Origin of the sequence: Vibrio profundi, assembly GCF_005281835.1 — a bacterium.
Classification (GTDB): Bacteria; Pseudomonadota; Gammaproteobacteria; order Enterobacterales; family Vibrionaceae; genus Vibrio; species Vibrio profundi.
Map to the genome: position 1 here is coordinate 354,493 of NZ_RZIS01000004.1, position 22,349 is coordinate 376,841.

17 protein-coding genes and 1 riboswitch are annotated in these 22,349 nt (G+C 42.9%); of the genes, 10 read left to right on the forward strand and 7 right to left on the reverse strand.

The window, feature by feature from the left end:
* The first annotated feature begins 8 nt into the window (after positions 1–8).
* A complete protein-coding gene (gene aroA / locus ELZ11_RS12940) occupies positions 9–1,289 on the forward strand; it encodes a 3-phosphoshikimate 1-carboxyvinyltransferase (protein WP_137357959.1) in 1,281 nt (426 codons plus the stop codon).
* 44 nt (positions 1,290–1,333) lie between these two features.
* Here aroA and ELZ11_RS12945 read toward each other — a convergent pair whose 3' ends face one another.
* Positions 1,334–1,582, reverse strand: coding sequence for a YciN family protein (locus ELZ11_RS12945; RefSeq protein ID WP_137357830.1), 249 nt, complete (start codon positions 1,580–1,582; stop codon positions 1,334–1,336).
* Positions 1,583–2,024: 442 nt separating this feature from the next.
* On the opposite strand from ELZ11_RS12945, the gene topA reads away from it, so the two are divergent.
* The 4 genes from topA to ELZ11_RS12965 all read left to right on the forward strand — a co-directional run bounded on the left by topA (position 2,025) and on the right by ELZ11_RS12965 (position 8,874).
* The gene (gene topA, locus ELZ11_RS12950; protein ID WP_137357831.1) at positions 2,025–4,655 is read left to right on the forward strand and encodes a type I DNA topoisomerase; all 2,631 of its coding nucleotides are present in this window, start codon (positions 2,025–2,027) and stop codon (positions 4,653–4,655) included.
* Between the two features lie 510 nt (positions 4,656–5,165).
* Positions 5,166–6,395, forward strand: a complete 1,230-nt coding sequence (gene glgC, locus ELZ11_RS12955; protein WP_137357832.1) for a glucose-1-phosphate adenylyltransferase — start codon at positions 5,166–5,168, stop codon at positions 6,393–6,395.
* Positions 6,385–7,839 carry a glycogen synthase GlgA gene (gene glgA / locus ELZ11_RS12960; RefSeq protein WP_137357833.1) on the forward strand — a complete coding sequence of 485 codons (1,455 nt, stop codon included), beginning with the start codon at positions 6,385–6,387 and terminating at the stop codon, positions 7,837–7,839. Before glgC ends, glgA begins: the two co-directional genes overlap by 11 nt.
* A gap of 234 nt (positions 7,840–8,073) precedes the next feature.
* Positions 8,074–8,874 carry an alpha/beta fold hydrolase gene (locus ELZ11_RS12965; protein WP_137357834.1) on the forward strand — a complete coding sequence of 267 codons (801 nt, stop codon included), beginning with the start codon at positions 8,074–8,076 and terminating at the stop codon, positions 8,872–8,874.
* A gap of 6 nt (positions 8,875–8,880) precedes the next feature.
* Here the strand turns inward: ELZ11_RS12965 and ELZ11_RS12970 are convergent, their stop codons facing one another.
* The 5 genes from ELZ11_RS12970 to torD form a co-directional block, all read right to left on the reverse strand.
* Positions 8,881–9,198, reverse strand: coding sequence for a putative signal transducing protein (locus tag ELZ11_RS12970; RefSeq protein ID WP_137357835.1), 318 nt, complete (start codon positions 9,196–9,198; stop codon positions 8,881–8,883).
* A complete protein-coding gene (locus tag ELZ11_RS12975) occupies positions 9,198–9,878 on the reverse strand; it encodes a TVP38/TMEM64 family protein (RefSeq protein ID WP_137357836.1) in 681 nt (226 codons plus the stop codon). The genes ELZ11_RS12970 and ELZ11_RS12975 overlap by 1 nt, the downstream gene beginning before the upstream one ends.
* A gap of 128 nt (positions 9,879–10,006) precedes the next feature.
* Positions 10,007–10,597 carry a TfoX/Sxy family DNA transformation protein gene (locus tag ELZ11_RS12980; protein ID WP_137357837.1) on the reverse strand — a complete coding sequence of 197 codons (591 nt, stop codon included), beginning with the start codon at positions 10,595–10,597 and terminating at the stop codon, positions 10,007–10,009.
* A gap of 108 nt (positions 10,598–10,705) precedes the next feature.
* Positions 10,706–10,811: riboswitch (cyclic di-GMP riboswitch) on the reverse strand.
* 156 nt (positions 10,812–10,967) lie between these two features.
* On the reverse strand, positions 10,968–11,972 hold the full coding sequence (gene purR, locus ELZ11_RS12985) for an HTH-type transcriptional repressor PurR (protein ID WP_137357838.1): 1,005 nt from the start codon (positions 11,970–11,972) through the stop codon (positions 10,968–10,970).
* Between the two features lie 327 nt (positions 11,973–12,299).
* Positions 12,300–12,947, reverse strand: coding sequence for a molecular chaperone TorD (gene torD / locus ELZ11_RS12990; protein ID WP_137357839.1), 648 nt, complete (start codon positions 12,945–12,947; stop codon positions 12,300–12,302).
* Between the two features lie 221 nt (positions 12,948–13,168).
* Here torD and torR point away from each other — a divergent pair, with 221 nt between their 5' ends.
* Positions 13,169–13,882, forward strand: coding sequence for a two-component system response regulator TorR (gene torR / locus ELZ11_RS12995; protein WP_137357840.1), 714 nt, complete (start codon positions 13,169–13,171; stop codon positions 13,880–13,882).
* A gap of 66 nt (positions 13,883–13,948) precedes the next feature.
* Here torR and elyC read toward each other — a convergent pair whose 3' ends face one another.
* Positions 13,949–14,734, reverse strand: a complete 786-nt coding sequence (gene elyC / locus ELZ11_RS13000) for an envelope biogenesis factor ElyC (protein ID WP_137357841.1) — start codon at positions 14,732–14,734, stop codon at positions 13,949–13,951.
* A gap of 115 nt (positions 14,735–14,849) precedes the next feature.
* Here elyC and cmoM point away from each other — a divergent pair, with 115 nt between their 5' ends.
* The 4 genes from cmoM to mukB are packed head-to-tail and all read left to right on the forward strand — an operon-like array spanning position 14,850 to position 22,214.
* Positions 14,850–15,632 carry a tRNA uridine 5-oxyacetic acid(34) methyltransferase CmoM gene (gene cmoM / locus ELZ11_RS13005; protein ID WP_137357960.1) on the forward strand — a complete coding sequence of 261 codons (783 nt, stop codon included), beginning with the start codon at positions 14,850–14,852 and terminating at the stop codon, positions 15,630–15,632.
* Between the two features lie 42 nt (positions 15,633–15,674).
* Complete coding sequence (gene mukF / locus ELZ11_RS13010) at positions 15,675–17,012, forward strand: chromosome partition protein MukF (protein WP_137357842.1); 1,338 nt, start codon at positions 15,675–15,677, stop codon at positions 17,010–17,012.
* A complete protein-coding gene (gene mukE, locus ELZ11_RS13015; protein WP_137357843.1) occupies positions 16,993–17,760 on the forward strand; it encodes a chromosome partition protein MukE in 768 nt (255 codons plus the stop codon). Before mukF ends, mukE begins: the two co-directional genes overlap by 20 nt.
* Entirely contained in the window at positions 17,757–22,214 is a 4,458-nt protein-coding gene (mukB, locus tag ELZ11_RS13020; RefSeq protein ID WP_137357844.1) for a chromosome partition protein MukB, read from the forward strand. The genes mukE and mukB overlap by 4 nt, the downstream gene beginning before the upstream one ends.
* Positions 22,215–22,349: the final 135 nt, after the last annotated feature.

Genomic DNA, 22,349 nt, shown 5'->3' on the forward strand with positions numbered 1-22,349 from the left:
TACATTTAATGGAAAGCCTAACGTTACAACCAATTCAAAAAGTGAGTGGGGAAGTTAACCTTCCTGGCTCTAAGAGTGTTTCAAACCGTGCATTACTACTGGCTGCGTTGTCTAAAGGCACTACGCGATTAACCAATCTGCTGGATAGTGATGATATCCGCCATATGCTAAATGCGTTAACTAAGCTGGGTGTAAACTACAAACTGTCTGACAATAAAACGGTTTGTGAAGTTGAAGGTTTAGGTGGAGCATTTAAATCTGATGAAGCGCTAGAACTCTTTTTAGGTAACGCAGGTACCGCGATGCGCCCATTAGCTGCTGCATTGTGCCTTGGCAAAGGTGAGTACGTACTTACTGGTGAACCAAGAATGAAGGAGCGCCCTATTGGGCACCTAGTTGATGCATTACGTACCGCAGGCGCAGACGTCGAATACTTAGAAAACGAAAACTACCCACCGTTAAAGATTAAAGGCACTGGGTTAAAGAGTGGTTCGGTTTCTATTGATGGTTCTATTTCAAGCCAATTTTTAACCGCGTTTTTAATGTCGGCTCCTCTTGCTGAAGGCGAAGTGAGTATTAAGATAGAAGGTGAGTTAGTTTCAAAACCTTATATCGATATTACACTGCACATCATGAAGCAGTTTGGTGTGGAAGTTGTTAACAAGGACTACCAAGAGTTTGTTATCCCGGCAGGGCAAAGCTACGTAGCGCCAGGTGACTTTTTGGTGGAAGGTGACGCCTCATCTGCTTCTTACTTTTTGGCTGCTGCTGCAATCAAAGGTGGCGAGATAAAGGTAACGGGTATCGGCAAAAATAGTATCCAAGGTGACATTCAATTTGCAGATGCTTTAGAAAAAATGGGCGCTGAAATTGAGTGGGGTGATGATTATGTGATTTCTCGTTGTGGTGAGCTGCAAGGTATTGATATGGATTACAATCATATCCCAGACGCTGCGATGACAATTGCGACCACTGCTCTGTTTGCTAAAGGCACGACGGCTATTCGTAACGTATATAACTGGCGTGTAAAAGAAACCGATCGCTTAGCTGCAATGGCGACCGAACTTCGCAAGGTTGGTGCTGATGTAGAAGAAGGTGAGGACTACATCATTGTAAATCCGGTTGAGAAATTAACGCATGCGAAGATTGATACATATGATGACCATCGTATGGCAATGTGTTTCTCATTGGTTGCGTTGAGTGATACGCCAGTAACGATCAATGATCCAGGGTGTACCTCTAAAACGTTCCCTGATTACTTTGATAAGCTAAAGATGCTGAGTCAATAATAGAAAAGCTTGCCTTCTGGCAAGCTTTTTACTTTAGCTGGGCACTACTTTGTGAGCGTAAACTCTTTTGAAAGATGGTGTGCTAAGTACTTGAACATGTTGAATACAGCTGTGGTGTTAGCCGTTGGAAGGCCGTTTGCGTCTAGGAAATATTCCCCTTTAAATACGAGCACCTCATCTTTTTCTGAAACGCTGTCTGCACGCATACCTTCAATGTAATCGTCGTGCTCTTGAATTATCTGATTTGCGATTAATAGCAGATCGAATTCAGTTATCGCCTTCTTAGCAGTCATTTGTTTTTCTCACTGAGGAACAATTGCCTGATAGTGTATGAATTCAAGCGTAAGTTTCAATGATATGACAACACATAGCGTTGTCATTTTTGAATATACAGAAATTATTTTGTGATTTATGGCAAAAATCATTGAATGAAGTTCGCGTTTGAATCTATGACACGCATAGTATAGGCGCAACTTAATTGGGTGTTGCTGGGTTTTCAGTTCTACACTTCAATAATTATTGGGCGGTGAGCTACTGCCTTTTACCATGTTCCTTGCATTGGTAAGTCGTCGATTTGTCGAGCAATCAGATCCAATTTTGAAAAAAGCGGTTGATCTTCTTGTAATCTCGCACAATAGTAAAAAAAGAAGCAATAAATTAGAACATCGTGCGCAAAAACCCAAATGATATTCAGTTGGAGTTTAAGCGTCGTGATTAAGGACGTTAGAGTCAATTATGGGTAAATCGCTCGTTATAGTGGAGTCGCCAGCCAAGGCCAAAACTATTAATAAATATCTTGGTAAAGACTTTGTCGTTAAGTCGAGTGTAGGTCACGTCCGTGACTTACCAACGGCAGGTCAAAGCACTGGTAAGAAAGCCGCAGCAGTTTCAACAAAAGGTATGAGCCCAGAAGAGAAGGCTCGTATCAAGAAAGAAAAAGACCGCAAAGCGCTTATTAAAAAGATGGGCATTAACCCATATCAGGATTGGGATGCAAATTATCAAATCCTTCCGGGTAAAGAAAAAGTAGTAGCGGAACTACAAAAACTGGCCAAAGACGCTGACCATGTTTATCTCGCAACCGATTTGGACCGCGAAGGAGAAGCTATCGCATGGCACCTTCGTGAGATCATCGGTGGCGATGAAGCGCGATACAAACGAGTTGTTTTTAACGAAATTACAAAAAACGCTATCCAGCAAGCATTTGAAACTCCAGGTGAGTTGAATATGGATGGGGTTAACGCTCAACAAGCACGCCGCTTCATGGACCGTGTTGTGGGTTTCATGGTGTCTCCATTACTTTGGAAAAAAGTAGCTCGTGGCTTGTCTGCTGGCCGTGTTCAGTCGGTGGCAGTAAAGCTGCTAGTTGAACGTGAGCGCGAAATCAATGCGTTTATCCCAGAAGAGTTTTGGGATATTCATGCCGATACTAAAACGACGGATAAGTCTGACTTTAGGTTACAAGTCGCTCAGAAAGACGGAGTCGCTTTCAAGCCAGAAAATGAAGCGCAAACTAATTCGGCTCTTTCTGTACTAGAGAAAGCTAAGTATGAAGTGTGTAAACGTGAAGACCGCCCAACGAAAAGTAAGCCGTCTGCACCGTATATTACTTCGACGCTTCAACAGGCTGCGAGTACTCGTTTAGGCTACGGCGTAAAGAAAACAATGATGTTAGCTCAGCGTCTTTATGAAGCAGGTTACATCACATATATGCGTACTGATTCGACGAACTTAAGTTCAGAAGCAGTCGACGCGGCTCGTGAATACATTAACAGTGAATTCGGAGGTAAATATTTACCTGAGAAACCACTGGTTTATGGCAGTAAAGAAGGCGCACAAGAGGCTCACGAAGCGATTCGTCCATCAAGTGTAGACGTACTATCTGATGACCTTAAAGGCGTAGATGCAGACGCACACAAGCTTTATTCGCTTATTTGGAATCAGTTTGTTGCTTGTCAGATGACTCCAGCGCAATACGATTCAACAACAATTAGTGTGAAAGCTGAAGAGTACACTCTAAAAGCTAAAGGTCGAATTCTGAAATTTGACGGTTGGACTCGCGTTCAACGTCCAATGGGCAAGAATGAAGATACTATTCTTCCTTCAGTGCAAATTGGCGACAAGTTAGATTTGGTTACACTCGATCCTAAGCAGCACTTCACTAAGCCGCCAGCACGTTTCACGGAAGCGGCGCTGGTTAAAGAATTAGAAAAGCGTGGTATTGGACGCCCATCTACTTACGCATCGATCATTTCAACGATTCAAGATCGTGGTTATGTGAAAGTGGAACAGCGTCGCTTCTATGCTGAGAAAATGGGTGAGATTGTTACTGACCGTCTAGATGGCAGCTTCAATGACCTAATGAACTATGATTTCACCGCTCGAATGGAACAAAAGTTGGACCAAATCGCGGAAGGTGAAACAAGCTGGAAAGGCGTTCTAGATAACTTCTTTACAGATTTTACAGGCGACTTAGAGAAAGCAGACTTAGATGAAGAGTCTGGTGGTATGAAGCCTAACCATATTGTTGAGACAGATATCGAGTGTCCGACATGTAGCCGTCCAATGGGTATTAGAACAGCTTCAACAGGTGTTTTCTTGGGTTGTTCAGGCTATGCATTGCCACCGAAAGAGCGCTGTAAAACCACGATTAACCTAGGTGATGAAGAAGGCATTATTAACGTTCTGGAAGAAGACGTTGAAACGGCTGCACTTCGCGCTAAAAAGCGCTGTCCAATCTGTGAAACAGCGATGGATGCTTACTTAATCGATGACAAACGTAAAATGCACGTTTGTGGTAATAACCCTAACTGTGAAGGCTATGTAGTTGAGCATGGTGAATTCAAAGTGAAAGGTTATGACGGCCCTGTTGTTGAGTGTGACAAATGTAATTCCGACATGGTTCTGAAAAACGGTCGTTTTGGTAAGTACATGGATTGTACGAGTGAAGACTGTAAGAATACTCGTAAGATTCTTAAGAACGGTGAAGTTGCGCCGCCAAAAGAAGACCCGGTACATTTCCCTGAATTGCCTTGTGAAAACTCGGATGCGTATTTTGTATTGCGAGACGGCGCTTCTGGTTTATTCATGGCAGCGAGTAACTTCCCTAAATCGCGCGAGACTCGTGCTCCGTTAGTGGAAGAGTTGGTTCGATTTAAAGATAGAATTTCTCCTAAGTTCCAGTACTTAACGACAGCTCCAGTTGCAGACCCAGACGGTAAGCCGACAGTCGTTCGTTTTAGCCGTAAGTCTAAAGAGAATTACGTACGTACTGAGAGTGATGGTAAGCCATCGGGTTGGACAGCTCTTTACATAGACGGTAAGTGGGAAATCACGGACAAACGTAAAAAGCCAAAAGAAAAATAAAAACGAAAAGCAGCCGATTGGCTGCTTTTTTTTGTCTATATATTCATGGCTGAAATGTTGAATGATGACTCAGTGGTTTCGTGTATTTAGGTGACGAAACTGAATTAAAATTACATTAATCTCTGTAAATGTAGTTTCATATGTGTCACATTGCTGTAACGACTTTTAAATATCCTAATTCAGTTTCAAAATCGCCTTTGTATAGGGTTGTGTTTAGTTGCTGTTAATATCTTGTAAGCTAAGGCTTTTGTTGTGTGAGCTAGCTTAAGAGTTAGAAAAGCAATTGATACCAATAACACGGAATGGCGTATTTAAAATTGAATTCGGTAGAGAAATCGATAAATTATAAGAAACAAAGTGCAAAGAATAGTGCACATATTACAACGTTTGGCTTAGTTTTGTTTCACCTATCAAAATGAATATCTGCTAAGTACCGAAAACCATAGTTGGTGTTTACGTCCCCTGAGGCCTCCTCGTTGTAAACATCAATAACTGACAAGCTATAAATATATGGAGAATAAAATGGCTGGTGTATTGGGAATGATTCTTGCTGGCGGTGAAGGTTCACGTTTACGTCCTTTAACCGAATCCCGTAGTAAACCTTCAGTTCCTTTCGGTGGTAGCTACCGTCTAATTGATTTCGCTTTAAATAACTTTGTTAATGCCGATCTAATGAAGATCTACGTGTTAACTCAGTTCAAATCACAATCGCTATTCCACCATATGAAAAAAGGTTGGAATATCAGCGGAATTACAGACCGTTTCATCGACCCGATTCCTGCGCAAATGCGTACAGGCAAACGTTGGTATGAAGGAACTGCAGATGCGATTTACCAAAACCTCCGCTTTATGGAACTGGAAGAGCCAGAGCAGGTGTGTATTTTTGGTTCTGACCACATCTACAAAATGGACATTAAGCAGATGCTTGACTTCCACAAAGAAAAAGAAGCATCGTTAACGGTTTCAGCACTTCGCATGCCATTGGCTGAAGCGTCTGAGTTTGGTGTTATCGAAGTAGATGCCGAAGGGCGCATGATTGGCTTTGAAGAAAAGCCAGCGAACCCTAAGCCTATTCCAGGTGATCCTGAGTCTGCATTGGTATCAATGGGCAACTACGTTTTTGAAGCGAAAAACCTGTTTGCTGAATTGATTGAAGATGCTGATAAAGAAGGTTCGTCACACGATTTCGGTAAAGATATTATTCCAAACATGTTCCCTCGCGGAGATGTGTTTGTTTATGATTTCAGCACTAACCGCATTACAGGTGAGCGAGAAGAAGTGTACTGGCGCGATGTTGGTACAATCGACGCTTACTGGCAAGCGCATATGGATTTACTAGAGAAAGATGCTCCTTTCTCACTGTATAATCGTAAATGGCCACTTCATACTTACTATCCACCACTGCCACCAGCTACTTTCTCTGACTCGGACAACGGGCGTGTACAAATTATCGATAGCTTAGTCTGTAACGGTAGCTTGGTTCGTGGCTCTCGTATTGAAAAGTGTGTACTAGGTTTCCGTAGTAATATCGCATCAGCTTGTGATATCAGCCAAAGCATCTTGCTAGGCGATGTTAAAGTAGGCGAAGGTTGTGTGTTACGTCGTGTAATTATCGACAAAGATGCAGATATAGCACCAGGTACACAAATCGGTGTTAACCTTCAGGAAGACAAAAAGCATTACCATGTTTCAGAAGATGGTGTAGTTGTTATTCCTAAAGGAGCCCGTGTTGGTTACTAAGACGTTTTCGGTACTATTTGTAGCGTCAGAAGTAGAAGGTTTGATTAAAAGTGGAGGCTTGGCTGATGTTGCCAAGGCTCTGCCTAAAGCTCTACAGAACTTAGAACAAGATGTTCGCGTTACAATTCCTGCCTACAGTAAAATCTCAAATATTGAGTCAGCAGAAGTTATTCTTTCAACAGAGCTTACTCACTGGCCTCATACTGCTTATCAAGTAAAAAAACTCTATGTAGATGACGTTGAAGTTTTCGCTATTGATTGTGCGAAGTATTTCGATCGTCCAGAAATGTATGCGGAAAATAACCAAGCCTATACCGACAATGGGGAACGTTTCTCGTTTTTCAGTGCCGCAAGTTTAGATATGTTACCTAAACTAGGTTTCAAACCAGATGTCGTGCATGCGAACGATTGGCATACGGGGTTTGTCCCTTATCTACTAAAAGCTCGCTATAGCCAAGATGAGTTTTATCAAGGCATGCGCAGTGTTATCTCCATCCATAATGCCGTGTTTAAAGGTGTGTTTAGTTACGACGAAGTACAAAACTTACCTGAAATGCACAGCCGTAATGTTCCTGAGGCTGCGGTAAGCGACACGCATGTCACTATGCTTAGAGCGGGCGTTATGTGCGCGGATAAGATCAATGCGGTTAGTCCAACTTATGCTGAAGAGTTAAAAACAGAGCTCGGTAGTCATGGAATGGCTGGAGAGTTCCAACATCGAACAGACGATCTTTTTGGTATTCTAAATGGCTGTGACTACAGTGCTTGGAACCCTGAGACTGATAGTGCATTGCCTAAGAACTACAAAGCGACTCAGCAAAGTATGGTTCGTGGCAAAAACGCTTGTAAACAAGCTTTGCAAAGTAAGGTAGGGCTCCCAAGTAGAGATTGTGCTGTATATGGTATGGTTTGTAGACTGACTAACCAGAAAGGTGTGCATTACTTGCTTCCAATTATCGAGCAGTTCTTGAAAAATGATCTGCAGGTAGTGGTAGTAGGCACAGGCGATCCTGTTCTAGCGAGCCAGTTAAAAGAAGTCGCGGCAATGCATTCAGACAAGTTCGCCTTTATCGAAGCATACAACAATGATCTAGCGCACTTGGTAGAAGCCGGATCTGATTTCTTTTTGATGCCTTCTGAATTTGAACCTTGTGGGTTGAATCAAATCTATAGTATGGCTTACGGCACGCTACCTATCGTACGTGCAGTTGGTGGACTAAAAGATAGCGTTAATAACTACGATGAAACCCCAGAGGTAGCGACAGGCTTTTCATTCATTGAACCAACACCTGAAGCCTTGTTGATCGTGTTACTGCGCTCTTTACTGCTTTACGCTCAATCCCCGGCTGAAATTAAACGTTTACAATTGTACGCAATGCAACAAGATTTCAGTTGGGATGATGCAGCGAAGGAATACTTGTCTATGTATCAAACTGCATTTTAAAACGTATTTCTTGGAAACATTTAAAAAAAGACGCTGATACGCGTCTTTTTTTGTGGTCAGATGTCAGTCAATTATCGAAATTGGAACTAGGAATTACTGAAGAAGTAATGTACAAAATACACCACTACTATTCATCAAAGATATTGTTTGATTGACAGAGTTATCACTTTATACGTAAGGAATTGTGATAGTCTTCATCTTCAATTTTTTAGTATCGATTATAAAAATATTATTATGACTGAAGCTTTGTTATTCCATAAAACATTTCAACACCCAACGAGCGATGAGTGGGTGGTATTTGTTCACGGAGCTGGTGGCAGTTCATCCATTTGGTTCAAACAGATCAAAGCGTACAAGCAACATTTTAATCTGTTGTTAATTGACCTTCGTGGTCATGGGAAATCGAATCAATTTCTCAAAGAACTAATTAGTAATCGATACACTTTCAAAACAGTCACTTTAGACATATTAAAAGTCCTGGATCATTTAAAAATTCGCTCAGCGCATTTTGTGGGGATGTCACTCGGCACGATCATTGTGAGAAACGTTGCTGAGCTTGCAGCCGAACGAGTTCGCTCTATGGTCCTGGGAGGCGCTGTAACACGTTTAAATACCCGTTCTCAAGTCTTGGTCCAATTGGGCAACTTAAGTAAGCACATAATTCCTTATATGTGGCTTTACAGTCTTTTTGCGTACATTGTAATGCCGCAACGTAGCCAAAAAGAGTCAAGACACCTTTTCATTCGAGAAGCGAAGAAGCTTTGTCAAAAGGAGTTTAAGCGTTGGTTCATTTTAACAGCGGATGTGAACCCGTTGATGCGCTACTTTAAAGACAGAGAACTGCCTATTCCAACGTTGTATTTGATGGGAGAAAGAGACTACATGTTTATCCAACCAGTGAAAGAGATGGTGGCGGTACATGAGTCGAGTGAGCTACATGAAATCCCTGATTGTGGCCACGTGTGTAATGTAGAGCAGCCTGAAGAGTTCAACAAGCGCTCTATTGATTTCATCAAAAAGCAAATCGAAGCTTAGCTGCTATCACAAAGGCGATGAAGCTCCGCATTGCCAACAAGCCCCAAATTGGGGCTCATTTTCTTCATTACAACTTTCACAAATCCAAGATGTAGTGTTACTTGCTAGACTTTGAGTTCGGTAATCACTGACGATAGCTTCTGCTACCAGTTTGTGCTCTGGGTTTGCGAGCCAAACATATGGGTCAGTATCGTCAGAGAAGGGGATTTCCCCTTTTAATCCAAACAGCCCTTCACCACGAACCTCACATTGAATATTTTCCGTTTGCAGTAAGCCACAAACGATATGAGCTTCGGCTGGATTCTTAGCGACAAATATTTTCATTATTCAGCGACCGGTTGTGAGCGAAACTTTGACATAAGCCATTTGGCAATGATTGGGAATAGACCTAACAAAGCAAATGAAACTAAAACTGATGGTGAAACAATACCAGACAACGAGTCGATTTCTGCTAATTGAGTCCCCGCATTCAAATATACCGCGGTTCCTGGAAGCATGCCTAGTTGGCTAGTTAGGTAGTAGCGAGAAACTTTGATAGGAGTAAGACCCATCAGCAAGTTAATTAGGAAAAATGGGAATACCGGGATTAGACGTAACGAAAATAGATAAAACGCTCCATCTTTTTCAACGCCTTTATTGATAGTCTCTAGTTTATCTCCGAACTTATTCTGTACCCAATCTTTTAACAAGAATCGGCTGCTCAAAAACGCTAGAGTCGCGCCAATGGTACTTGCAAACGACACTAAAGCTAAACTGGTCCAAAATCCGAATAACGCAGCGCCTAGCAGGGTAACTACAGCAGCCCCGGGTATCGAAAAGGCAGTGATAAGTACGTAGGCAACGAAGTAAGTCACAGCCGCGACTAAGAAATTATTCTCAATGGATTCATTGAGTAATGCTTGCTGTGCTTTCGCATTCTCGAGAGTGAGGTATTGTCCAAAGTTGATTCCTAGAAAAACAATCACTGCAACCAATACAATTCCCAAAATCATTTTTTTACTCATTTATACATCCTCTCGTTTCTGAATGAGTGTTTCTAATATAGTGAGACAGGTAAACAGTCATTTATATTTCAAGCTTATATAAAAAAAGCCACAATGAACATTGTGGCTTTGAATCTTTAATATTGAAACTAATTGATATGGGTTATCAGTTCTTCCCGTCGTTGCTGAGGGATCACTGACCAATGGGTACCATTTATCGCACCTTCCAGTGCCCATAAAAGTTCTAGACTTACCGATGAAGAGTGAGACTGTCGGATTGCATCATACGCTTTGGCTGCTCCAGTTTCATAAAGCTGTTCGACAGAGTCGATGCCCGCTTTCTTCAACATGCGTTCTGTTGCTAAGCGTAAGTTAGGTAGATCTTTTAATCGAGTTGGTTTCGCGGATGATTGCTCGGCTTTCTCTTCTTTGGCATAACCTAAAGAGGTTTTCGCCATTGATAAGATAGTCTCTTGATTTACAGATACATCATCAGTTAAGGCAAAGTATTTTGTTACAACTGGGAAGCCACGTTTTTTGTAAACATAAGGCTGATAGCCCTGTTGTTCAAATTCTTTCGATGTGTGTTTATCTGCGCGAATATGAAGGTGATCGTTTACCACAAGGGCAAACATAGTTTCATCAGCGAATAGGCCGAATCCGCCAAACATCGAACGTGATTTTATTTTTCCAAGCGACTCAAATAGTTTCATCGAGTCCTTTAGTATTGGTTTATCCATGTTATTTATCTCGGTGTATTTGAATTACGCCACCAAATAATCAGGTCCGAGAGATTAGCAAAATGATGATGAAACTTTGTCAGTTAGGAGTAAATCTTGCATTTTGCCATCGGTAACCCCGCTACCATACCAAAAGCTATTATTGCTAAAAGCTAATTAGGTTAGGCCGGAAGCTTTGCGTCTTACTCTTTCAAGTAATTTGCCCTGTGCGTGACATTTATAGGATAAGTGCTTTTGTTGAACAAAGCTCACACTATGTATGTGAAAGTGTGATATTGCTTCGATAAATTGATTGCGATAAATGCAACTGGATGCATTTTCGTAATACGACCGAAGCGCATAAAATTATACGCTTCGACTTATTAAACAATTAGTTAAGTTTCTTAACTGTATTTCTTTCTACAATCTCTGGGTGCATTTCGAAAACGCGCTTCTCGTGATCCTTGTCTTTAATTCTTTCTAATAGAATTTCAAAGGCGTTTTTGCCCACACGACGTTTAGGTTGGTGAATAGTCGTAAGAGGTGGTGAGAAGTACTCGGCAAGCTCGATGTTGTCGTAGCCAATAACCGAAATATCGTCTGGAATATTGAGGCCTTTTTGCTGTAGTCGGCTCATTAAGCCAAGTGCCATAGTGTCGTTGAAGCAGAACACAGCCGTTGGACGCTTATCCATAGCAACGATCTTATCCGCTGCAATAACAGCGGTATCACATTCGAAGTTACCTTCAATGATCCAATCTTCGTTAACTGCAATATTGGCTTCATTTAGTGCACGATGGTAACCGGCTATACGTTCTTTACAAGCTGCTTTGTCTAGGTGACCGCTTAAACATGCAATATCAGTGTGACCTTTATCCAGAAGATACTTAGTTGCTAAATAGCCGCCTTCTTCCGAGTTGTCGATAATCTTATCGGCTTGTGAGCTTTCTGGGCCCCAATCCATGACCACTTTAGGGATGTCTGAATGACGATCCAGCATTTCTCGTAGTTCTTCTGTTAAGTCAGAACACATTACCAAAATGCCATCTACGCGTTTCTCTGCAAGCATGCGGATGTAGTCACGTTGTTTCTCGTAGATACCGCCAGTATTACACAAAATTAGTGTGTAGCCTTGGCGATAGCAGTAACTCTCTACGCCATCGATAACTTCAGAGAAGAATAGGTTGGTCGATTGAGTTACCAGCATACCGATCGTTCGAGTGGTATTACATTTTAAGCTTCGTGCTACCGCGCTTGGTGCGTAATTTAATTCATCTACCGCTTTGTTTACTTTTTCTTGTGTCGCTTCAGCAACGAAACGGGTTTTGTTAATTACGTGAGAAACCGTTGTAGTTGATACGCCCGCTAGTCGAGCGACATCTTTAATTGTGGCCATGGTGTTATCCTGTTAGTAGCTACTTCTTCCCATAACTGGGGGCAGCAAAGTAGCCGTAAAGCTACCAGATTAAGAAACTTATCTTGGTAAGCCTCTTTCGGTATAAAGTGTTAAAAAACAAAAAACCGCTGAATTGAGCGGCCTGTATTAACACCAAAATGCATGTTGAATTTATTCAATCTTGGCATTTTGAGTCTGTTTCATATTTTATCGTTTGCGATCACAATTTTAGACTGACTCACCACTAGTCGCAATACAACTCACCCAGTTTTCTGGGTGAATTGTGACAATTATTTGCTATTTTTCTTTCCGAAAGGAAACAAATTATTACTCGCCAGTTAGGTAATCGCAGTCTAACTCGCAGAATGCCACTAGCAGAGACGCCACGCTTGAATAGAATCCGAAGGTATCGAACTCGCTGCACTTAGCTTGGAATTGGGGTAACCAAGATTGAAGTTGCTCGACGATAAATGTTTTTTGCTCGATAAACGCATCTTCCATATGACGTTCTTGTTCGAGCTCGTTTGAGCGGATAATCAGATTACCAAGAAAGTCTAATTCGATCGCTAGATGATCGGCTGGCTCTTTTAAATCTTCATTCACCCCAACGCCATGTTGCGCCATGATCTTTTCCATCTCTTGAGCAGGCTTGCCATTCAAAAGCTTTGATTCGCCGATGTACATAGACGCGTATGGTAGAGCCCCGTGCTTATCTGATTTTAAGAATAGATCGCAAAAATCTGCTGCGAGCTCAAGTTGTGCATCTTCTCGAGTTTGTAGGCGGTTTAGAGCATCGACTAATGAATCAACAGAAGGCTTAAGCGTATCGTTCTCACCAAGCCCAGATAAGAATGAGCGAATTTCAACTGAGTGGTAGTTATCTAATTCTTCTTGAGTCAGCTCTTTGGCGAACAAACTTGAAAGCCACCAGTATATTTCAGCACGTTTCTCATTGAATGCTTTAGTTTCTTGCATCTATTTGCTCCTAATTAGATCTAGGCAAAGTTAAGCGAAGTATTTCGCAGAGTTGCTATAACAGTATATTGAATTGCTTAGTCAGCTAAATAGCAAGGTTTAAGCTTGTCTTGCATCAAAAAAGGTTCAGGTTTCTGGTTTTTATCATAGCTGCTACTAGAATTGTTACTAGTTATGAATAGAATAGTCAGTGAAACTATTAAATAAGAAAAGTGGTGTAGATGAGCTATCACGTATTAGTCGTTGAAGACGATGTGGTAACCCGTAGTAAACTTGTAGGTTACTTCCAAAATGAAGGGTACGCTGTAAGTGAAGCGGAAAGCGGAGCTCAAATGAGAGACGTATTGGACAACAATAATGTCGATCTAGTGATGTTAGATATCAACCTTCCAGGAGAAGATGGGTTGATGCTGACCAGAGAGCTACGTAGCCAATCAGATATTGGCATTATTTTGGTTACTGGACGCACGGATAGCATTGATAAGATTGTTGGCCTAGAAATGGGAGCCGATGATTATGTCACCAAACCATTTGAACTTCGTGAATTGCTGGTTCGAGTTAAAAACCTGTTGTGGAGAATTTCCGCTGCACGCAATGTCTCTGAGCAAACCGTAGAAGAAAGCACAAACGAAAACATTGTACGTTTTGGCGAATGGACGTTTGATATTCCACGCCGTGCGTTAAGTAAGAACGGTGAACCAGTTAAGCTAACTAAGGCCGAGTACGAGCTGTTAGTCGCGTTATCGTCGTATCCTAATCAGGTACTTAGTCGTGAGCGTATTTTGAATATGATCAGCCATCGAGTGGATGCGCCTAATGATCGCACTATTGATGTATTGATTCGTCGCATGCGCGCTAAGATGGAGTTTGACCCAAAGAATCCACAAATTTTTGTGACGGTTCATGGCGAAGGTTACATGTTCGCTGGCGATTAATATTTGTTAGCAAAAATAAAAAAGCCGAGGTAATCCTCGGCTTTTTTGTGTCTGCATATTGGTGAGCTATTCAGCGGTGGTAGGCTCCGCGACATCTATCCAATCACGTAACTGCTGCCACATTAGCCCCATTGTTTCGTGCCAGTAGCGTTCGGTTTGTTCTAAATTGACCGCTTTAGGCATATAGCTAGGGAATGAACCATTCGGATTCTTATGAGCTAAGAAGTTAGTCGGAGCTGGGAGAGGAGTGACCCCAGCTGATTGGAACTCATTTAGTGCTCTTTCCATATGGCTAGCGGAAGTAACGAGTACAATTTTCTTGTTTTGAACGAAAGCTGCCGCTTGACGTGCTTCTTCCCACGTATCTTTTGCTGTTTCTAGCAAAATAATGTCGGGCTTAGAGACACCTAGTGCCAGTGCGACTTTTGCCATCATTCGAGCGTTACTGACTTGGGTATCCCCGCCATAGCCGGAAAGAATTAACTTAGCGCCAGGATACATACGCATAATGCGAATGCCTTCGCTTAAGCGCATTAGCCCTGTGCGGCTAAGCTCTGATGTTGGCGGGATCTGGTCATCAACCACATGGCCGCTGCCAAGCACCATTACAAAGTCGATGGTCTTATCGACTGGTAAGAAAACAGAATATTGTCTTTCCATTGGCATAAGGAGACGAGAAGAAACGGGCTGGAAAGAAATAAGGAAAATACCGCATAGTGAAGTCAAGATTACAAGACATCCTGTCTTCCTACGAGTAGTAAACATAACTAGGGCTAAGCCTAGAAAAGCGAGAATTAACATTGCTGGTAGCGGCATCAATAAAGATGACACTACTTTTTTCAGCTCAAACATATGCGAATAGTCCGAAAAAACACCACTTGGTAGTAAAAAGAGGGTTCTCCTCTTTATTCCTGAAATTCCTGTGACAGAATAGCAGGCACGATTGGATATATTAACTCAAGTAACCGTGACTGAAGACCGTAATTTCGACGATATTGCCCACAAATTTGCAAAAAATATTTACGGCTCTGACAAAGGAGAGATTCGTCAGATCATTGTATGGGAAGATTTAGAGCTCGCATTAAGTGAGGTTCCTTCCGAAACAAGGCCATTAAATATTCTGGATGCTGGCGGCGGGTTGGCGCAAATGTCGCAAAAGATAGCGGCTCTTGGTCATCACGTGGCGTTGTGTGACCTATCTTCGGAAATGCTGAGTTTAGCTGAGCAGGACATTGAAAAGAACGGGTTGCTTGAGCAGTATCGGCTGATCCACTCCCCAGTACAAAACATTGCAGAGCACCTCGATGATAAGGTCGATATGGTGATGTTTCATGCCGTCATGGAGTGGCTAGCGGATCCCAAAGAAGCATTAGATATACTGCTGGAGCAAGTCAAACCAGGTGGCGTTGCGTCCATTATGTTCTATAACCATCACGGGCTTGTATTGAAAAATGTGATTTGTGGCAATATCCCGCATGTATTGAATGGCATGCCACATAGAAAAAGATTTAAGCTGCAGCCACAGAAAGGGTTGAAGCCAGAAGATGTTTACCAGTGGATCGAATCTGCTGGTTTTGATATTCAGGGAAAATCAGGAATTCGTTCGTTTAGTGACTACATAGGCAATATGGAGTATATGGGTGATTATGAATTTGAAGATGTATTAGCCCTTGAAAAGCAATTGTGCCGACAAGAGCCATACCTATCTTTAGGTCGATATATTCATGTTTGGGCAAAGAAACATGGATAAGGTTTTAAAGAGTACGGTATTAAAACAGCAACAGGAACAACAATGAGTGAAATGACTCAAACTGCCGAAGAGCAGCCGATTGATGAGTTGGTGGGCTGGGTCAAGCAACACGATTTCGCTTTAAACCTTTCGCCAGAACGACTGGCGTTTTTAATTGCAGTCGCTGTACTAAGCAATGAAAGGTTTGATGAAGAACTAGGTGAAGGTGAACTGCATGATGCGTTTACTATTGTCACTCGTATGTTTGAAGAAACTGGAGATGCATCTGCATTCCGAGCTAACAACGCTATTAATGAACTGGTAAAACAAAAGCTCATTAGCCGTTTTACCAGTGAAATTACCGATGGCGCCAGCATCTACCGCTTGTCTCCGCTTGCTATTGGGATAACAGATTACTACTTACGTCACCGCCAATTTTCTAAGCTTAAGCTGTCTATTCAGCTCACTATGGTTGCCGATGAAATGGCAAAAGCGATAGAAGCCGCTCAGAAAGGTGGGACGCCAGGGCATTGGAAGAAAAACGTATACGGAGTTCTTAAGTATTCGGTAGGCGAAATCTTTGACCAGATTGATTTAAACCAAAGGGTCATGGATGAACAGCAGCAAACAGTGAAACAGCAGATTGCTGATCTTTTAAATAAAGACTGGCGTGAAGCGATCAATAACTGTGAAGCCTTGTTATCTGAAACTTCAGCGACGCTGAAAGAACTACAAGATACATTGCAGGCAGCCGGTGACGAACTGCAAACGCAAATTTTAGATATTCAAGAGATCGTTTATGGCGACACCGAACTAGATTTTGTCGGGGAAACTCTGTTTGGACTACAGATGAAACTCGACCGCATTACTAGTTGGGGCCAGCAAGCTATTGATCTTTGGATCGGCTATGACCGTCACGTACATAAGTTTATCCGTACTGCGATCGATATGGATAAAAATCGCGCATTTAGTCAAAGACTACGTCAGTCTGTTACGGACTATTTTGATGCGCCTTGGTACCTAACATACGCAGACGCAGAAAGGCTAACCGATCTACGTGACGAAGCCTTAGTACTTCGCGATGACGAAGTGACAGGCCAAGCTCCATTAGAAGTGGAGTATGAAGAGTTTGAACAGGTGAACGATCAACTTTCTGAACGCATCGCTGCGATGTTAAAAGTTCACAAAGAGCAGGGCTCACCAATTGATCTTGGGTTAGTACTACGCGATTACCTCGCTGAACACCCACGAACTCACCATTTTGATTTAGCCAGAATTGTTGTCGACCAAGCTGTGCGCTTAGGTTATTCAGCGTCTGACTATCAGGCAATTCAGCCCGATTGGCAGGCTATTAACGATTTTGGTGCAAAGGTACAAGCAAATGTCATTAACAAATACTGACGATTACATGCCAGAAAAACTGGTTAAAGCGATCGCAAACCCTCTGTTTCCAGCACTTGATAGCATGCTTCGTGCGGGTAAACACGTATCAAGTGAAGACCTGGATAACCACGCGTTACTGTCTGACTTTGAAACAGAATTAGCGCATTTCTATCAACGCTACAACACAGAGCTAGTGAAAGCGCCTGAAGGCTTCTTTTATTTGCGCCCTCGTTCTACATCGCTGATCAGCCGTAGTGTCCTTTCCGAACTCGATATGCTGGTCGGTAAGGTACTGTGTTTCCTATATTTGAGCCCAGAGCGCTTAGCGCATGAAGGCATCTTCACTAATCAAGAATTGTACGAAGAAATGCTTGCACTGGCAGATGAGAAGAAGTTAATGAAGTTAGCGACAAATCGTGCTTCTGGTTCTGATCTAGATAAAGAAAAGCTGTTTGAAAAAGTACGTACTTCGCTTCGTCGTCTACGTCGTATCGGCATGATCATTTCGATTGGTGAAACCGGTAAATTTAGAATCAGTGAAGCGGTATTCCGTTTTGGTGCGGATGTACGTGTTGGCGACGATATGAAAGAAGCTCAACTGCGTCTTATCCGTGATGGTGAAGCAGTGGTACACACCCCTGAGCCGAACCAAGGAAGTTTGTTAAGTTCGGACGCTAGTGATGAACTGACGGATGAAAGCCAACAAGATATTTTTAATGAAGCAGATATGCTAAACGAGCAGAAAACCGCGGAAGGTGAAGCATGATTGAAAGAGGTAAGTATCAATCGCTAACCATGATCAACTGGAACGGCTTTTTTGCACGTACATTTGATATTGATGGTTTGGTAACAACATTATCAGGCGGTAATGGTGCGGGTAAATCAACGACCATGGCAGCATTCATTACAGCTTTGATCCCAGATCAAAGCTTGCTCCATTTCCGCAATACAACAGAAGCAGGTAGCTCGCAGTCGTCTCGTGATAAAGGGCTTTACGGTAAGTTACAGCCAGGCGCGTGTTATGCAGCATTAGATGTCGTGAACTCGCGTAATCAACGTCTGTTATTTGCGGTTAAGTTACAGCAAGTTGCGGGTCGTGATAAGAAAGTAGACATTAAGCCGTTTGTTATTCAAGGGCTTCCAAGCCATGTGAAACCAACAGACGTATTAATCGAAAACGTATCTGACAATCATGCTCGCGTATGCCAACTAAACGATGTTAAGGCTGCCGTTGCACAATACGAAGGCGCGCATTTCAAAGCGTTCTCATCTATCGTTGAATACCATTCTCAAATGTTTGAATTTGGTGTTGTGCCGAAGAAACTACGTAACAGCAGCGATCGTTCTAAGTTTTATCGCCTGATAGAAGCTTCACTTTACGGCGGTATTTCAAGTGCGATCACTCGTTCATTACGTGACTACCTATTGCCTCAAAACGGTGGCGTGAAGAAAGCGTTCCAAGATATGGAATCGGCGTTACGCGAAAACCGCATGACGCTAGAAGCGATTAAAACCACGCAAGCTGACCGTGATTTATTCAAGCATCTGATCACAGAATCGACGAATTACGTAGCGGCAGATTATATGCGCCATGCGAACGACCGTCGTAACAAGTTAGATCAAACCATGCAGTTGCGTGGCGAGCTATTTGGTTCTCGTACAACATTGCTAGAGCAAAACAGCCTGCTGAATCGTGTTCAAGAAGAGCTAGAGATCTTAGTTGATCAAGAATTTGCTTTGGAGCAAGACTACCAAGCGGCTTCAGATCACTTGCAACTCGTTCAAACTGCATTGCGTCAGCAAGAAAAGATCGCTCGATACAGTGATGATCTAGAAGAGCTAAGTGAGCGTTTAGAAGAACAGATGATGGTTGTTGAAGAAGCGCAGGAACGCGTGCTTCTTGCTGAAGAGCAAGCAACAATCACGGAAGAAGAAGTAGATAGCCTGAAAACTCAGCTAGCGGATTATCAGCAAGCGCTAGATGTTCAGCAAACTCGCGCTTTACAGTACCAACAAGCGGTACAAGCGTTGGAAAAAACCAAGTCACTGCTAGAAGACCCTTCAATTACGCCTGAAGGCGCTATTTCGTTGGTATCAGAGCTTAAAGCACAAGAAGAAGCTAACACTCAAACGTTGCTCGCACTGAAGCATAAGTTAGACATGTCTTCTGCGGCATCCGCACAATTTGAAAAAGCGTTAGCGTTAGTTAAAAGTATTGTTGGCGAAATCGCTCGTGGAGATGCAGCGCAATACGCAAAGGACGCTTTGAATAAAGCTCGCGAAGCTAAGCATCTTGTTCAAAATGAGCAACAATGGCGTGCGCAACATCGTGATATGGAACGCGATAGTGCACAGCAGCGCCAAGCCCAGCAACTGGCGACTGAGTATCAAAAGCAGCACAACGTTGCACTTACAGATGAAGTGGCGTTTGAAGAAGAACGTGAACGCCACGCGATGCAACTCGAAACTCTAGAGTTTGCTCAAGAAGAGCTACGTGAAGCGAAAAGCGAGCAGCGCCGACAAGAGCAAGAGTTCACTCAACAGATCCAAAAACTAGAAGCAGTCGCTCCTGCATGGATCACCGCGAACGATGCGCTTGAACAATTAAGAGAGCAGAGCGGTGCCGAGCTAGAAGATAGCCAAGCGGTGATGACTCAAATGCAGCAAGTTCTGCAAGACGAGAAAACACAATCTATCGCTAAAGATAAATTGTCTCAACGTCGTGGTGAACTAGAGCAAGAAATTGAACGTTTAGCATCACCGGGTGGCTCAAACGATCCACGTTTGAAAGGCTTGGCGGATACATTGGGTGGTGTACTGCTTTCTGAAATTTACGACGACATCACGATAGATGATGCGCCTTATTTCAGTGCTATGTACGGCCCTGCGCGTCATGCGATTGTCGTGTCGGATCTTGATGGTATTAAAGAGAAGCTGGTGGACTTAGATGACTGCCCAGAAGATCTTTATATTCTAGAGGGTGACGTTGATGCGTTTGATGACAGTTCATTCAATGCTGATGAACTTGAAGGCGCGGTATGCGTTCAACTTAATGATCGTCAAATGCGTTATTCGCGCTTCCCTGAAATTCCATTGTTTGGCCGTGCTGCACGTGAACAGCGTTTAGAACGCCTGCGTGAAGAACGTGAAATTGTGGTTGAGCAGCACGCTAAGGCCGCATTTGATTCACAAAAACTTCAGCGTTTGTATCAAGCATTCAATAACTTTGTTGCTAAGCACTTACAAGTCGCGTTCGATGCCGATCCAGAACAAGCATTGGCAAACGTACGTGAAAAACGCAATAACATTGGTCGTACCATTTCAGAGTTGAACGCTAAAGAGCAACAGCAACGAAGCCAGTTAGCAGCAAGTAAGCAAGCTCTATCTACGCTAGATAAGCTAGCACCACTGATGCGCATTATTGAAGACGAAACGTTAACTGAACGTTTGTCTGAACTTGAATCGCAATTAGAGCGCTTGTCAGAGGCGAAATCTTTCCTTACTAATCATTCTAAATCGTTAGAAATGTTAGAAGGTATTGTCTCTGCATTAGATGCTGATCCAGAGCAATTTGAAGCTCTGGAAACAGAATACCAGCAAGCTGATTCTGCGTTACAAGCGTTGAAAACTAAAATGTTTGCGTTGTCGGATTTGATCGAACGACGTCATTACTTCGCTTACCAAGATTCAGTGGATCTACTTAATAAGAGCAGTGAGCTAAGCGAGCAGCTAAAAGGCAAACTCGTTCAGGCAGAGCAAGCTCGTTCTAAAGGCCGTGATGGCTTGAAGCAAGCTCGTGAGCAAATGAACCAATACAACCAAGTATTGGCAGCATTGAAGAGTTCACACCAAGCGAAGCTAGAAACGGTTCAAGAGTTTAAGCAAGAGTTGCAAGAGTTTGGGGTTAATGCGGACGAAGGCTCAGAAGAGCGAGCTGTACGCCGTCGTGATGAGCTGCAAGAGCGTTTGCATGCATCACGTAACCGCAAGAGCGAATACGAGCGCACAATCACTTCGACAGAACTTGAAATGAAAGGTCTGGCTAAACGCTTGAAGAAAGTTCAGAAGGAGTACATTGAACTTCGTACCTTCGTCGTGGCGGCTAAAGCGGGTTGGTGCTCTGTACTTCGTTTAGCGCGTGAAAATGATGTTGAACGTCGTTTACACAAACGTGAGCTCGCATACCTGTCGGCAGGTGAGCTTCGCTCGATGTCAGATAAATCACTAGGTGCGCTACGTTTAGCGGTAGCGGATAACGATGATTTACGTGATTCATTACGTCTATCGGAAGATAACGCGCATCCAGAGCGTAAAGTACTGTTTTATATTGCTGTGTATCAGCACCTTCGTGAGCGAATTCGTCAGGATATTATCCATACAGATGATCCTGTTGAAGCTATCGAAGAAATGGAAGTGGAGCTAGCTCGTCTAACGGAAGAGCTAACGCAGCGTGAAAACCGCTTAGCGATCAGCTCTGAATCGGTTGCGAGCATCATCAAGAAGACGATTCAGCGTGAGCAAAACCGTATTCGCATGCTTAACCAAGGCCTGTCGAATATTTACTTCGGTCAAGTGAAAGGCGTTCGTTTGAACGTGAAGATCCGTGAAAGCCATGAGATCTTGCTTTCTGGCCTAGCAACGCAACAAGAACAGCATAAAGATTTGTTTGAGACTTCACGCTTTACCTTCTCGGAAGCGATGGCGAAGTTGTTCCAACGTGTGAATCCACATATCGACATGGGACAGCGTTCCCCTCAGGTGTTGGGTGAAGAGCTACTAGATTACCGTAACTACCTAGAACTAAGTGTTGAAGTGAACCGTGGTTCAGATGGTTGGCTGCAGGCAGAATCAGGTGCGTTATCGACGGGTGAAGCGATCGGTACTGGTCAATCGATTCTACTAATGGTAATCCAAAGCTGGGAAGAAGAATCTCGCCGCTTACGTAGCAAAGATATCGTGCCATGTCGTCTACTCTTCCTTGATGAAGCCGCACGACTTGATGCGAAATCTATCTCAACTTTATTCGAGCTATGTGACCGCTTAGGAATGCAGCTGTTAATTGCAGCACCTGAGAACATCAGCCCAGAAAAAGGCACGACTTATAAGCTTGTCCGTAAAGTCTTTAAAGACCATGAGCATGTACATGTAGTGGGCTTACGTGGCTTTGCGCAAAATGATAAGCCTAAGTCTCTAGCACAAGAGTTAGCTGAAGAAGTTTAGTTACTTCATTACATTCATAGCGTTAGAAATAGAGCCCCTGTTTATCAGGGGCTCTTTGTTTTTGTGGCACAGCACAAATTAATCATTCAATTATTTATCAGTATTGCATTCTGTTTGTTGTGGAGGTATGTTTAG

What these genes read in the sequence shown, in the direction of transcription:
- aroA (WP_137357959.1), top strand. Translation starts at nt 9, where the DNA reads ATGGAAAGCCTAACGTTACAACCAATTCAAAAAGTGAGTGGGGAAGTT.
- ELZ11_RS12945 (WP_137357830.1), bottom strand. Translation starts at nt 1,582, where the DNA reads ATGACTGCTAAGAAGGCGATAACTGAATTCGATCTGCTATTAATCGCA.
- topA (WP_137357831.1), top strand. Translation starts at nt 2,025, where the DNA reads ATGGGTAAATCGCTCGTTATAGTGGAGTCGCCAGCCAAGGCCAAAACT.
- glgC (WP_137357832.1), top strand. Translation starts at nt 5,166, where the DNA reads ATGGAGAATAAAATGGCTGGTGTATTGGGAATGATTCTTGCTGGCGGT.
- ELZ11_RS12965 (WP_137357834.1), top strand. Translation starts at nt 8,074, where the DNA reads ATGACTGAAGCTTTGTTATTCCATAAAACATTTCAACACCCAACGAGC.
- ELZ11_RS12970 (WP_137357835.1), bottom strand. Translation starts at nt 9,198, where the DNA reads ATGAAAATATTTGTCGCTAAGAATCCAGCCGAAGCTCATATCGTTTGT.
- ELZ11_RS12975 (WP_137357836.1), bottom strand. Translation starts at nt 9,878, where the DNA reads ATGAGTAAAAAAATGATTTTGGGAATTGTATTGGTTGCAGTGATTGTT.
- ELZ11_RS12980 (WP_137357837.1), bottom strand. Translation starts at nt 10,597, where the DNA reads ATGGATAAACCAATACTAAAGGACTCGATGAAACTATTTGAGTCGCTT.
- purR (WP_137357838.1), bottom strand. Translation starts at nt 11,972, where the DNA reads ATGGCCACAATTAAAGATGTCGCTCGACTAGCGGGCGTATCAACTACA.
- torD (WP_137357839.1), bottom strand. Translation starts at nt 12,947, where the DNA reads ATGCAAGAAACTAAAGCATTCAATGAGAAACGTGCTGAAATATACTGG.
- torR (WP_137357840.1), top strand. Translation starts at nt 13,169, where the DNA reads ATGAGCTATCACGTATTAGTCGTTGAAGACGATGTGGTAACCCGTAGT.
- elyC (WP_137357841.1), bottom strand. Translation starts at nt 14,734, where the DNA reads ATGTTTGAGCTGAAAAAAGTAGTGTCATCTTTATTGATGCCGCTACCA.
- mukF (WP_137357842.1), top strand. Translation starts at nt 15,675, where the DNA reads ATGAGTGAAATGACTCAAACTGCCGAAGAGCAGCCGATTGATGAGTTG.
- mukE (WP_137357843.1), top strand. Translation starts at nt 16,993, where the DNA reads ATGTCATTAACAAATACTGACGATTACATGCCAGAAAAACTGGTTAAA.
- mukB (WP_137357844.1), top strand. Translation starts at nt 17,757, where the DNA reads ATGATTGAAAGAGGTAAGTATCAATCGCTAACCATGATCAACTGGAAC.